Below are 12,223 nucleotides of genomic sequence, written 5' to 3'. Positions count from 1 at the left end.
TATCCAGAGTTATGACAATCCGTTGTAATCGGACCCTGAACTCCAGTATCTAAGTTTGAAATTAGTAAAAATTATCAAATTTGACACAACAAATTTTTATCCGTAAAAAAAACATTTTTTTTTACTGAACCACCCGAAATGACTAACAACCTACTGACAGCCAAAACCTTGCAGAGATTTTACTTAGTAAAATAGGGAGGAAATTTGTTTAAAAATATCCATAATACGTCCGTTTATTTATCGCATCCGCTCCTGCGAACGAACAAATTTCTCGTCGCGACGTATAAAACGGTTGGCAAGTACGTTGGCCAACATGGCTAATATAAGGGAATAAAAACCAAGTCCGAAATCTCCATTAGCGGCGGGATCAAAAAGATTTTTAGCTTTTCCAAACACAAAATACATGACCAAACCCATTATAATCGTCATAAGTACGGAGTTGGCAGCACATAATCCCGACTGGAGCAAACGGTTTTTGTACTGAGACAACGCAAAAGCAGCCAGTGCAGCCACCAGTGCCCCCAGCAAAGTAAGGTACCACACTGGCGTTATAACCGAGCTAGTGCCTTGCTGGTGGATAAGCCTCAGGGCCGTCAAATGAACCGATTGAGTTGTATCTAATGCTGTTTTATCCCAAATGGGCAAGGAAATCATACCGCCCATTCCTACGGCAACCAAAGCTAGAAAAAGTGACTGAATACGCTGTAACATAACTTGTTAGTAGTTATTCTTATTTGTTTTTAATGATTTATTTACTAATAAAGGATGGCAAAGGTAATCAATTGACTATAATTTTGATATACCCGCTGGAGGGAAGATTTCATACATACTCACCAACGCAAACGTTGGACCGCAGCACATCATTTTGATAGATAAACTTTATTTTTACGAAAAAATCAGAATTTAAAAGAATCGAGTATGCTTTCAAAAACGTTCGGCAGTGCAGTCTATGGCGTCAATGCCACCATTATTACCATTGAAGTAACAGTAGGTCAGGGAATGCGTTTTTTTATGGTGGGATTGCCCGACAGTGCCGTAAAAGAAAGTGAACAGCGGGTGGAAGCGTCGCTGAAATACTTTAATTACCGTATGCCTCGCCAAAAAGTGGTCGTCAATCTGGCCCCTGCGGACATCCGAAAAGAAGGCTCGGCGTACGATTTGCCCATCGCCCTGTGTGTACTTCAAGCATCCGACCAACTGGTTGCCCAAAAGAATTTGGAAGACTATATCATCATGGGAGAACTTTCGCTGGATGGCAACCTCCGTCCCATCAAAGGAGTGCTGCCCATTGCCATCGAAGCCCGTAAATTAGGGTATAAAGGGTTCATTCTTCCTGCCGCCAATGCTCACGAGGCCGCGATTGTCAATAACCTAGACGTGATTCCCGTCGAAAACCTCAAAGATGCCATCGAGTTTTTTGAAGGCACCAAAGACATCACGCCAGTAACCATTGATACCCGGGATATTTTCCTAAGCACCCACAACGAATACGACGCTGATTTTGAGCATGTACAGGGACAGGAAAACATCAAACGTGCCCTCGAAATTTCGGCGGCGGGCGGACACAATGCCATCATGATTGGGCCTCCGGGTTCGGGAAAAACCATGTTGGCAAAGCGAATTCCGTCCATTTTACCCCCTCTAACACTCCACGAAGCCCTCGAAACGACCAAAATCCATTCGGTAGCGGGGAAATTGGGCACAAAAGCCGCGCTTATTTCACGGCGTCCGTTTCGGGCACCTCACCATACCGTAAGCGACGCCGCTTTGGTCGGCGGCGGTTCGTTTCCCCAACCTGGCGAAATCTCGCTGGCGCATAACGGGGTGTTGTTTCTGGATGAACTTCCCGAATTTAAGCGTACAGTTTTGGAAGTAATGCGACAACCGCTCGAAGAACGTCGTGTAACCATCTCGCGCACCAAATGGGCCATTGAATTTCCCGCCAATTTTATGCTCATTGCCAGCATGAATCCTTGCCCTTGCGGCTATTATAACCATCCCGAAAAAGAATGTGTATGCCCACCGGGAGCGGTGCAGCGCTATCTGAATAAAATCAGCGGTCCGCTCCTCGACCGCATTGATTTGCACGTAGAAGTCACGCCCGTTTCGTTTGACCAAATTGCCTCTACCCGCAAATCCGAAAACAGCGCCGCCATCCGCGAGCGCGTCATCAAGGCGCGCGAAATCCAAACCGAGCGTTTTAAAGAAAATACGGGTATTTACTGCAACGCCATGATGCCATCGCAAATGGTGAAAGAAATTTGTGACATTAATCCTGCGGGCAAAATTCTGCTCAAAACCGCCATGGAACGCCTCGGTCTTTCGGCGCGGGCGTACGACCGTATCCTGAAAGTATCACGCACCATTGCCGATTTAACCGCCAGCCCCGACATCAAAATTGAACACTTGGCCGAAGCCATTCAGTACCGAAGTTTGGATAGAGAAAGTTGGGCGGGATAGAGCTATTTAATTTACAGATTATTTTTTATTCTTTACGTCACATCCCTATACAACTCCTCCACGACCCTGCGGCCCGATTCAATCGCACCGTGAACGGTGCCGCTGTGGCCGCCGTAGTGCGTAGCCTCCCCAGCAAAATAAACTTTGCGCTGCACGGGCAACGACAGCGTTTGGCGGGTCAGGAGTCCGCCGCCCCCCACGATGGGGTACGAATAGGCGCCCTTAATAAACGGGTCTTTGCCCCAATCCATGAGACGGGCATTTGTAAGGGCACCAGAAGCAACACCTTTTCCATAAATCACATCTAACTCTTTGATGATGCTTTGAATAGCCGCCGCGCTTGATTGCGCACTGAGGGCTTCGGCTTTTTCACCCATCGTCAAGCCTGTCAACACAAAGGATTTTGTGCTGCGCCCGTTTGAACTAGCCCTATATTCGGGCACTGCGCCCGAAGTATACACAGAGTCCATGGCGGCATCCCAAAAACGTTGATTGAACTCCAATATTACTTTAATTCCAGCCCCCATCCCAATACTCCTAATAGAAGCAAGCTTAGATTCTGGAAGTGCTGGTACAAACTGTAAATCAGTGCTTTGCAGTACAGCGAGCGGTACCGTTATAATCACCTTGTCTACGTAGCGTCGCTGGGCTTGGGCATCTTCCAGCATGATGCGTTCGTTGGTATAATCAATGCGTTTGATTTGCGTATTAAGTACAACCCTTGGCAGTATATTCTTGAATTTTTCTTCTAAAACCGAAGTTAACGAACGGTTTGCGAGCAAAAACTCTCCCTCTCCCGCAGACCAAGCTTGGCGCTCCTCCGTTGTACCCAAAACACTCAGGCGGTTGGCCGACGTACCGTGGGCATTGGCCACCAAAGCATCGGCGATGTGCCGCACTCCTGACGCTAATTTGGCCGATTCCATGTATTGAAGCAAGGTAGTGTCGGCGCCCGAATAATTCATAGCCTGTTGAGCCAAAGACACGGCGGCTTTGAAATCAGCGTTATTGCCCCATTGGGTTTCGGAAAGAACCTGATTACCAATTTGATAAAAATCTGTCGAGGTGTTCGGCACAAAAGACGCACCCGATTCTTTCACCCAATCGTACCATAGCGAGCGGTTTCCCTGAATTTTTTCGGCTCCTAGCTCAAGGTCGAAATCAGCGAAACCCTTCAGCGAACGAATTCGTCCGCCAATTTGGTCGGCCGCTTCATAAATGGTATAATTTGCTTTCTTTTCTGCCAACAAATAGCCAGCATACAGCCCCGCCGCCCCCGCTCCGATAATGGCAATCTGTCCTTTATACTCTCGCTCCGCATAGGGGTCTTCTTCTTTACAACTGCCAAAGGCAATGGCTCCAGTGGTAAAGACGGTATTTTTGATAAAATCGCGACGTTGCATAGTGGTGAGTTAATGAGGATTCAATGGTGCTTTTGCTTACGTGTAAAAACGCCCGTTCTCTATTTTTCAATTGTACATTTATTCAAAAACGCTTACTTGGCTGTCATCCGTACATTCGTTAAGCAATTCTTGGTTGGTCTTATGTAAAACAGGATGCACAAAATCAGGGGCGATTTCGACCAAAGGCACCAAGGTAAAACGACGTTGGTGCAATCTGGGATGAGGTAAATGTAGGTTTTCTGTATCCAAAATTAGGTCAGAATAATACAGCATATCAATGTCTATCACTCTTGCTCCCCACCGTAAACGCCGTTCACGCCCCAGTTGTTTTTCAATCTCAAGCGTTTGACTCAGCAATTCTTCAGGCGTCAAAACCGTTTTAATACTAATCACCTGATTCAAAAAAGCGGGTTGGTCGGTCACGCCCCAAGGAGCCGTTTCGTACAAATGCGACTGCAACGTAACTGGCGCAATTCGTTCCGAAATCAAGTCCATCGCTTTCGCTAAGGTAGCTTCTCGTTCGCCCAAATTTGCACCTAACAATAAAAAAACTGATTGCTGATTCATCCCGTAAAGGTAGGAAAACAAAAATAATGAAAAGAAACGGCCGCCTTTTGTCTTTCAATAAAAATTGCTAACGCTTCACACACATGAACATTATTACTAAAATAAACGTAACGGTCTTTGGTATTTTGTCGACGCTGTCCTGCCTTGCACAGCAAGAAATCGCACTTTACCCAAGCACCGTTCCCAACGCAAAAGACGTTGTAAATGAAGAGGTAAAAACGGCTTCAAACGTCGTTTCCAAAGTTTCTCAACCTACCCTCACGGTGTTTTTACCTCCCAAAAACAAAGCCACGGGCGCAGCGGTAATCATTTGCCCAGGAGGCGGCTATGGTGTTTTGGTCATCAAAAGAGAAGGCTATGATGTGGCCGAGGCTTTTACCAAACAGGGCATAGCCGCATTTGTTTTGAAATACCGACTACCCAGCGAAAAAACCATGATTGACCCTTCCATAGGGCCACTGCAAGATGCCCAGCAGGCCATCAAAACCATTCGTCTACGCGCCGCTGAATGGAACGTCGCCCCCACTAAAATCGGCATCATGGGCTTTTCAGCAGGCGGACATCTGGCGGCTACGGCAGGCACGCATTTTGAAAAACCCGCCCTTCCCATGACCGACGGCATCAGCGTTCGGCCCGATTTTATGATTTTGGTGTACCCCGTCATAAGTTTCATGGAAGGTATCGGCCACAAAGGTTCGGGAGTGAACCTTCTGGGCAAAAATGCTTCTTCCGCGCAAATCAAGCTTTTTTCAAACGAACTTCAAGTAACTTCGTCGACACCACCTGCTTTCATCACCCACGCAAGCGACGACACCGTGGTGCCCGTTTCCAATAGTCTGCTATTTTACGAAGCCCTACAACGAAACGCTGTTTCGAGCGAGCTGCACATTTATTCAAAAGGGGAACATGGCTATTTGAAAGTACCTGCTTTTGACGAGTGGTTTGGCCGTTGTCTGCATTGGATGGGAACGGCAGGTTTTGTTAAATAGGCTGCGCGAGGTAAGAAATAAGAAGTAAGAGGTAAGAAATAAGACCCTTAGACTTCTTTCCTCCCGCTTCATACTTCCTACCTCTTACCTCCTATTGCAAATTTTCTATTTCTCCTTTCCAACCTTTTCCTTCCGTTGGCTGCTCTTTGAGATTGAAAGCCAAATTCATGACCGAAAAAGAACTGATTCAACGCTGTCTTTCCAACGACCGGGCCGCCCAACGTCTTTTGTACGACCGTTATAAATCGGCCATGTACACGTTGGCCTACCGTATCACGGGCGATTTTGACGAAGCCAACAGTGCCTTGCAGGATACGTTTTTGTCGGTGTTTCGCAACTTGGCCCAATATCGCGGCGAGGCTACGCTAGGCGCTTGGATTAAGTCGATTTTGGTTCGAAAGGCGTATCACAATGCCCAAATAAAACGACAATATATTTTGATGGATGCCATCCCGACCGACACCACAACCGTCGACTGGGGAAACGATTCTATTGAGGCTGCGCATTTGGAAAAAGCCATTTTGAACCTGCCCGAAGGCACACGAACCGTATTTGTATTGACCGAAATCGAAGGCTATACGCACCGCGAAGTAGCCGAAATGCTGGGCGTGTCGGAAGGCACCTCAAAGTCACAATTGTTTTACGCAAAAAAACGACTTAAAGAAATGTTGAAGAGTACACCGTAGGGGCAGGGCTTGTCTCTGCCCGAAGAGTGCTTTCGGATTCTCAAATCCGAACCAATAAACAGACAAAACACAGGATGGAAAATTCATTGAAAGATACACTTCCGCAGTATTCCCCGCCTGAATCGGTCTGGGAAAATATTGAGCAGGCTCTCAATGAAGCGCCTTTGCAGGAAGCCCTGAGCAAGCTACCAACCTACGAGCCGCCCGTTCAGGCTTGGGTGGAGATTGCCGCACAACTGCCAAACTCACCAAGAACGTGGTGGCGATATGCGGCCGCCGCCGCCGTGGTGTTGGCGGTAGGAATTGGTGGGTATGTGGCCATGCAACCAAACGCCGAAAAGGCAGCTATTTCGTATTCACAGGAAAAAATAAATCCCAAAACAATGGTTGCACCAGACGAAACCATTGACCAACAATACGCTCAATTACAGGCACTTTGCGAAGACAGGGTAACGGTTTGTGAAAAACCCGAATTTAAACATCTCAAACAAGAACTTGACAATCTCACAGCGGCAAGCAACCAACTCAAAGACGCCCTCGGCTCATACAATACCGACGCCGCATTGTCGGCACAACTCTCTGAAATAGAGCAAGAACGCGCCAATATTCTTAGAAAACTTAATGAAAGAATATAACCACTACAGCCAGCCACAACAAAAGCAACCATGAAAAAACGAATCATTTTCAATCTGTGGAGATTCCCCCCACCCTTTCAAAATGAATGGAAGCCATCGGGCCATTATCATTGCACCCGAAGGCTACTGTTCATTTTTACATTACTCATTTTGCATTTTACAATTTGCGGTTTAGATGCTTCTGCGCAAACCCTGCAGGTAGTGACCAAAACGGTCGAGAAAACATTTGTGGCCGACCGATACCCCAAAGTTATGGTGTGGGGAGAGCGCAGCGACATCGAAATAATGACTTGGGGTAAAAATGAAATAAAAGCAACCATCGAACTCACCGCCAAACACCCCGACCGTAGCGTAGCCGAAAAGGATTTGGAAGCCCTGCACTATACGGCCGACAGGAAAGGCAAGACAGTAAGTCTGCACAATTTTGTGGTATTGGCCAAAAACGGAACCAAACCGCAATCCAACCTCAAAGCCCGTTTTACGCTGTTCGTCCCGACAAATTGTGCCGTAGAAATTCAAAACAGTTTTGGAAAAATAACCCTCAAAGGACTGCAAACCCAAACCATGCAGTTGCAAACGGAATTTTGCACCATCGAGCTCACCGATTTGCGCGGCATCTTAACGGCCAGAACACAGTTCGGTGCTTTGCGAACGGAAAATTTTAACGGCCTATTGAGCATCTTCTCCGAGCGGACTGATTTGGTGCTGCAACAAATCAAAGGCGAATGCCGCGTACGGGCACAGTACGGAAGTCTTGATATTCAGACCGATAAATCGCAGGTAAAACTGGATGTAGAAACCAAAAGTACAGAACTCCGCAACGGCACCACCGCCGCCAAGCAATAACACACTATCAGCTAACAACCATGAAAAAGTTAATTCTTTTCTATTTTTTATCATTCCGACAATAGGAGGAATCTCTACCGCACTCGCCCAAACCGACTCCGTCCGTATCACCCATACGCAGGAAACGGGAACGCTTGAAAAACAGCGTTTTATTGACCAATATGATTATGTCTTTATGACCAAAGAGCCTACGAAGTGGATGCTGAAGGGGTATGGGAATATAAATAATTTACTCGGTTCTAATATTTTCCAAAGAGGGTATATAAAAAGAACTGTTGATTTTAGATTGGGCGTAGAGCGAAAGTTAAGCCCTTCATTTTCAATAGAAATAGACGTAGCGCGTGTTTCTAAGGTCCCTCTTACAGAAGCTGGCCTTATTGATTATTCGTATTACTATACATCAAGTGGTAATAGATGTTGGGCTACATCCGCCGAACTGAGGTGGTACTATGACATGGCAAGGCGTATTCGAAAAGGAAAAAGCAGTAACAATTTTTCGGGAAATTATCTATCGCTCAGATATGAAAGATTATGGCAAAATGAAAATTCAGTGGCTACAGGGCTTTCTGGTACAAATGGCAAATGGAATACCGACTATTTCGGCAGTTATTACCATTCTCAACTCAGCTTGAATTATGGAATCCAGCGACGCTTTTTCAGATACGGTCTCATTGATTTTTCAATCGCATTAAACCGCAATACGAATCAGCAAATCCACCGGAAACTTACTTTCTTAGACGGCGACAATTCAATCAAGCAACCAGTAGACTGGAGTAATATTCAAGAAAGTATTACTTCAACTCCTCAACACAATTGGCTCATCACGACCAATTTCAAAGTAGGTGTAGCTTTGGCCGACTTCAAAAAAACGGCTAAAATCCCTGCTTGTGATGTATTTCAATGCTTTGAAAACGAGAACAACCTATGGAAAATCAGTTGGCCTCGGATTAGCCTCAGCACCTCTATGCAGGCACTTAATGGCAGTATTGGTTACGAACAAAAAATTGCCAAATCTGCATTTTCAATCAATACTTATATGAATTTATACGCCTTGAACAATCTTCAAAAAAACACGCAGCAATATGACCCAGTTACAGAAACTTATTTCCCCAGTAACAGCCAAAGCCTAAGCCTTGGGGCACAGTTATACATTCAGCCACGCTGGTATTTTTTGATGAATCGTCTGGTTCGTTTGGGTAAGTCAGGCAATAATTTATCAGGTGTTTATGCGGGTTTGAACAATGTTTTTTTGGGGTCATACGGGTTTACAAAAAACGACCGATATAAACACAATTTCGACTTTACTCCAATGTTTATAAATACGGGATTATTAATTGGCTATCAAAGGAAATTATTTAAAAATGGATTCATTGACCTAAATATTTCAAAAATGCTGTTGGACCGTCATCCCTATTCATTAGGCCCAAGCAACTTCATTTTTGACTTCAAACTCGGCTTTGCCCTCTAAACCCTCAATAGCCATGAAAAAATTACTCCTCTTCCTTTGTTCGACTTTCTTTGTCATTCTGACGATAGGAGGAATCTCTACCGCCTTCGCCCAAAGCGACTCCGTCCGCATTACGCATACGCAGGAAACCGGAACGCTCGAAAAACAGCGGTTTATTGACCAATATGATTATGTTTTTATGACCAAGGAGCCTACGAAGTGGATGCTGAAGGGGTATTTATCAGCCAGTCCTATACCTAGTTTACAATTAAGAGGCCCAAGTAATGAAATCTCAGAAAGCTTACCTAGTTCGTTATCCTATGCTTTTGGTTATGAACATAAAATTGGGTCTTCGTTCTCTATTGATATAGGCTTAAGCGGTGGCTACATTAGTGATTTCCAATGGGCATCTCATTTTGCAAGTGCCGAAATTCGCTGGTTTTATGATATGAAAAAACGCTTAAAACAAGGTTTACAAGCTAATAACCTAACAGGTTCGTATGTAGGTTTTAAGTACGGACAAGCTTTTGAAATACCCTCTATTAAGTTTGTGAGCAAATTACTCGAAGTACCATTCATCGGAAACCAATCCAATCAGTGGTATAAGAGCTCCCAAATTTTTGCTCTAAAATTAGGTACCCAAAAGAGATTTTTCAGGCGAGGATTTGCCGATTTCTCTCTCAATATTGGGCGCACTACTTACGATTTGACCCTACACAATCAATCAAACATCAATGTTCCTGCCCCCAAGAACGAATGGTTTATATTTTCAGATGTAAAATTTGGTTTGGGATTTACTTCTGCCAAAAAAACAGCATCTCTCAATGCCAGCGATTGCAATGTTTGGAAGTGTTTTAAAGAAGAAAACCACCTTTTTAAAATCAATATTGTCTCGCCTCTCACCTTTACCAATCGCCAATTTAACTTCTCTTTGCCCGTTTCGTATGAAAGAAAGATTGTAAAATCAGCGTGGTCCATCAACACTGAATTAAATCTATCTTTAGCATATTTGAGCAGAAAAGCGCTCCAATCATTTGGCTCGCAATTTTTGGTGGCTGGCAGTACCCTTTTAATACAGCCTAGGTACTACTACAACCTAAAGAAGCGAATAAGAGAGGGAAAATCGGCCAACAACCTTTCGGGGAACTACTTCGCTATTATGGGCAGCCAACAGCTATCGTTTAGTGACATGGATTATAATCCTATTTTTCAAGTAAAACGAGAAACACGTTGGAACAATACCAGAGCTGCCTACGCGACTTGGGGAATGCAAAGAAGGATATTTGAAAAAGGTTTTTTTGATTTTCAGCTTGGATTGCTCTACAAAGAACGTTCTACTACTAAGCATCAACCTATTTTTGAACCTTATAGTAGTTTCAAACTCGGCTTCGCCATCTAAATCATAAACAAACCACGCCTTCCCGAATGGTTTTCATGGAAATTTAACTTTATTGTTCAACCCTGAACCACCAACAAAAGCATCCCTGCATTTTTTGGCGTTTTTATGTACTTTTGTCAAAATGACATTGGTATGAGTCACCGTGCTATCCCTTCCGAACTCAAATCGTTGCTGGCAGACCTTAAAAAAGGGCTGTTGGATTTATATGGTGAACGTTTACACCAAGTGATTCTCTTTGGCTCCTATGCCCGCGGGGAACAGCGTGAGGAGTCGGATGTAGATGTTTTGGTAGTTCTGAATGATGAAAAAATCCATCCTCTTACCGAAATAAGCAACATGTCGGTGATTAACAGCGATTTAGGATTAAAATATGATAAATGGATTTCAACCATTCCAGTAGTCAAAACTCGGTTTTCTTCATTGAAACTACCGTTATATGAGAATGTAAGAGAAGACGGTATAGAATTATGAATTCTCTGATCATTTTTCAAAAAGCGGAAGACTGTTTGCAGGATGCAACTGATTTTTTGGAGCAAGGGCGTTATGAAGCCAGCGTAAATCGCGCGTATTACTCTATTTTTCATTGTATTCAGGTTTTACTTTGGATAGAAAACATTCATACTAAATCTCACGAAGGAGCTCATAATCAATTCCGATTGAAATACATTAAAACGGGGATTTTTCCATTGGATTCTAATGTCTGGCTACAAAAATCTTATGAAAAGAGACGATTTAGCGACTATGATTATGACGACATTATCTCTGAAGAAGCCAATGAATCCGTAGAAAATGCCAAAAACTTTTTTAATATAACTTACCAATTCCTGAGTCAAAACTCCCACCTCTCAATGAATTATATAAAAGCTTTTGCCCCGGCCACCGTTGCTAACGTAGCCTGTGGGTTTGATATTTTTGGATTTGCACTGGACGAACCCGGCGACATCGTAGAACTCCGCAAACGCGACATGCCCGGCATCATTATCAAAGACATCATCGGCGATGAAGGTCGCCTGCCGCGCGAACCCGAGCGCAACGCCGTGTCGGTGGTGATGCTTAAATTTCTGGAACACATTGGTTCCCAACAGGGTATCGAGGTAACACTTCACAAAAACATGCCTTTGGGCAGCGGTATGGGTTCTAGCTCAGCCAGCTCAGTGGTGGGTATTTTTGCCATCAATGAGCTGTTGGGCCGTCCGCTGACGCAGCGGGAGTTGTTGCCCTTTGCGATGGAAGGCGAGCGAATCGCCTGCGGGGCGGCCCACGCCGACAACGTAGGGCCTGCACTGTTGGGCGGCTTCGTGGTCATTCGCAGTTATTCCCCGCTTGATGTGTTTAAGGTCAAAGTTCCCGATGAGTTATTTTGTACACTGGTTCATCCTGACGTAGAAGTCAATACCAAAGATGCGCGTTATATATTGCGTAACGAGGTTTCGCTCAAAAATACCATTTCTCAAATGGGCAACGTAGCGGGGTTGATTGCGGGGCTGATGCAGGAAGATTACGACTTGGTCAGCCGTTCGATGGTGGATGTCATCATTGAGCCAGTACGCTCCATTCTTATCCCTGAGTTTGACCACGTAAAACAGGCCGCCCTCGACAGCGGCGCGTTGGGGTGCAGTATTTCTGGTGCTGGCCCGTCCATGTTTGCCCTCAGCCGTGGCCGCGACACCGCCGAGCGCGTTGCAAAAACCATGAGCGAAGCCTTCGGCAGCGTAGGCATTACCACCAAAAGTTACGTATCTCAAATCAATCAACAAGGCCCCAAAGTGCTGGAAACGGCGTAAACTCTAT

12 protein-coding genes and 1 pseudogene are annotated in these 12,223 nt (G+C 44.9%); 10 read left to right on the top strand and 3 right to left on the bottom strand.

Annotated elements, in window-relative coordinates:
* Nucleotides 1-237: 237 nt before the first annotated feature.
* On the bottom strand, nt 238-711 hold the full coding sequence (locus GVN20_RS17890) for a DUF4293 domain-containing protein (protein ID WP_114066898.1): 474 nt from the start codon (nt 709-711) through the stop codon (nt 238-240).
* 207 nt (nt 712-918) lie between these two features.
* Between GVN20_RS17890 and GVN20_RS17885 the strand changes: the two genes are divergently transcribed.
* Nucleotides 919-2,460, top strand: a complete 1,542-nt coding sequence (locus GVN20_RS17885) for a YifB family Mg chelatase-like AAA ATPase (RefSeq protein WP_166559654.1) — start codon at nt 919-921, stop codon at nt 2,458-2,460.
* A gap of 32 nt (nt 2,461-2,492) precedes the next feature.
* On the opposite strand, the gene GVN20_RS17880 is transcribed toward GVN20_RS17885, so the two are convergent.
* Nucleotides 2,493-3,863 carry an NAD(P)/FAD-dependent oxidoreductase gene (locus tag GVN20_RS17880; protein ID WP_166559653.1) on the bottom strand — a complete coding sequence of 457 codons (1,371 nt, stop codon included), beginning with the start codon at nt 3,861-3,863 and terminating at the stop codon, nt 2,493-2,495.
* A 78-nt stretch (nt 3,864-3,941) separates the two neighbouring features.
* Nucleotides 3,942-4,430 (bottom strand): 2-amino-4-hydroxy-6-hydroxymethyldihydropteridine diphosphokinase, encoded by a 489-nt coding sequence (folK, locus tag GVN20_RS17875; protein ID WP_166559652.1) that lies wholly within the window; start codon nt 4,428-4,430, stop codon nt 3,942-3,944.
* Nucleotides 4,431-4,513: 83 nt separating this feature from the next.
* On the opposite strand from folK, the gene GVN20_RS17870 reads away from it, so the two are divergent.
* The 9 genes and pseudogenes from GVN20_RS17870 (at nt 4,514) to GVN20_RS17835 (ending at nt 12,216) form a co-directional block, all read left to right on the top strand.
* Complete coding sequence (locus GVN20_RS17870; RefSeq protein ID WP_166559651.1) at nt 4,514-5,419, top strand: alpha/beta hydrolase; 906 nt, start codon at nt 4,514-4,516, stop codon at nt 5,417-5,419.
* A gap of 167 nt (nt 5,420-5,586) precedes the next feature.
* Nucleotides 5,587-6,105, top strand: a complete 519-nt coding sequence (locus GVN20_RS17865; protein WP_166559650.1) for an RNA polymerase sigma factor — start codon at nt 5,587-5,589, stop codon at nt 6,103-6,105.
* Between the two features lie 74 nt (nt 6,106-6,179).
* Nucleotides 6,180-6,740 carry a hypothetical protein gene (locus tag GVN20_RS17860; RefSeq protein ID WP_166559649.1) on the top strand — a complete coding sequence of 187 codons (561 nt, stop codon included), beginning with the start codon at nt 6,180-6,182 and terminating at the stop codon, nt 6,738-6,740.
* A gap of 30 nt (nt 6,741-6,770) precedes the next feature.
* On the top strand, nt 6,771-7,586 hold the full coding sequence (locus tag GVN20_RS17855; protein WP_166559648.1) for a DUF4097 family beta strand repeat-containing protein: 816 nt from the start codon (nt 6,771-6,773) through the stop codon (nt 7,584-7,586).
* Between the two features lie 454 nt (nt 7,587-8,040).
* Nucleotides 8,041-9,054 (top strand): hypothetical protein, encoded by a 1,014-nt coding sequence (locus GVN20_RS17850; RefSeq protein WP_166559647.1) that lies wholly within the window; start codon nt 8,041-8,043, stop codon nt 9,052-9,054.
* A 13-nt stretch (nt 9,055-9,067) separates the two neighbouring features.
* The gene (locus GVN20_RS17845) at nt 9,068-10,432 is read left to right on the top strand and encodes a hypothetical protein (RefSeq protein ID WP_166559646.1); all 1,365 of its coding nucleotides are present in this window, start codon (nt 9,068-9,070) and stop codon (nt 10,430-10,432) included.
* A gap of 132 nt (nt 10,433-10,564) precedes the next feature.
* Nucleotides 10,565-10,903, top strand: a complete 339-nt coding sequence (locus GVN20_RS17840) for a nucleotidyltransferase family protein (RefSeq protein WP_166559645.1) — start codon at nt 10,565-10,567, stop codon at nt 10,901-10,903.
* Nucleotides 10,900-11,232, top strand: a pseudogene (locus GVN20_RS29725) (HEPN domain-containing protein); the annotation flags it as partial. The gene GVN20_RS17840 and the pseudogene GVN20_RS29725, both read left to right, overlap by 4 nt.
* Before the next feature lie 48 nt (nt 11,233-11,280).
* Nucleotides 11,281-12,216, top strand: coding sequence for a homoserine kinase (locus GVN20_RS17835; protein ID WP_229599116.1), 936 nt, complete (start codon nt 11,281-11,283; stop codon nt 12,214-12,216).
* The last annotated feature ends 7 nt before the right edge of the window (nt 12,217-12,223 follow it).

The sequence above is a fragment of the Runella sp. CRIBMP genome (assembly GCF_009905605.1).
In the GTDB taxonomy this organism is placed as follows: Bacteria; Bacteroidota; Bacteroidia; order Cytophagales; family Spirosomataceae; genus Runella.
This window is presented reverse-complemented; position numbering and strand designations above follow the sequence as displayed.

What these genes read in the sequence shown, in the direction of transcription:
- GVN20_RS17855 (WP_166559648.1), top strand. Translation starts at nt 6,771, where the DNA reads ATGAAAAAACGAATCATTTTCAATCTGTGGAGATTCCCCCCACCCTTT.
- GVN20_RS17835 (WP_229599116.1), top strand. Translation starts at nt 11,281, where the DNA reads ATGAATTATATAAAAGCTTTTGCCCCGGCCACCGTTGCTAACGTAGCC.
- GVN20_RS17845 (WP_166559646.1), top strand. Translation starts at nt 9,068, where the DNA reads ATGAAAAAATTACTCCTCTTCCTTTGTTCGACTTTCTTTGTCATTCTG.
- GVN20_RS17850 (WP_166559647.1), top strand. Translation starts at nt 8,041, where the DNA reads ATGGCAAGGCGTATTCGAAAAGGAAAAAGCAGTAACAATTTTTCGGGA.
- GVN20_RS17865 (WP_166559650.1), top strand. Translation starts at nt 5,587, where the DNA reads ATGACCGAAAAAGAACTGATTCAACGCTGTCTTTCCAACGACCGGGCC.
- GVN20_RS17840 (WP_166559645.1), top strand. Translation starts at nt 10,565, where the DNA reads ATGAGTCACCGTGCTATCCCTTCCGAACTCAAATCGTTGCTGGCAGAC.
- GVN20_RS17890 (WP_114066898.1), bottom strand. Translation starts at nt 711, where the DNA reads ATGTTACAGCGTATTCAGTCACTTTTTCTAGCTTTGGTTGCCGTAGGA.
- GVN20_RS17885 (WP_166559654.1), top strand. Translation starts at nt 919, where the DNA reads ATGCTTTCAAAAACGTTCGGCAGTGCAGTCTATGGCGTCAATGCCACC.
- GVN20_RS17880 (WP_166559653.1), bottom strand. Translation starts at nt 3,863, where the DNA reads ATGCAACGTCGCGATTTTATCAAAAATACCGTCTTTACCACTGGAGCC.
- GVN20_RS17860 (WP_166559649.1), top strand. Translation starts at nt 6,180, where the DNA reads ATGGAAAATTCATTGAAAGATACACTTCCGCAGTATTCCCCGCCTGAA.
- GVN20_RS17870 (WP_166559651.1), top strand. Translation starts at nt 4,514, where the DNA reads ATGAACATTATTACTAAAATAAACGTAACGGTCTTTGGTATTTTGTCG.
- folK (WP_166559652.1), bottom strand. Translation starts at nt 4,430, where the DNA reads ATGAATCAGCAATCAGTTTTTTTATTGTTAGGTGCAAATTTGGGCGAA.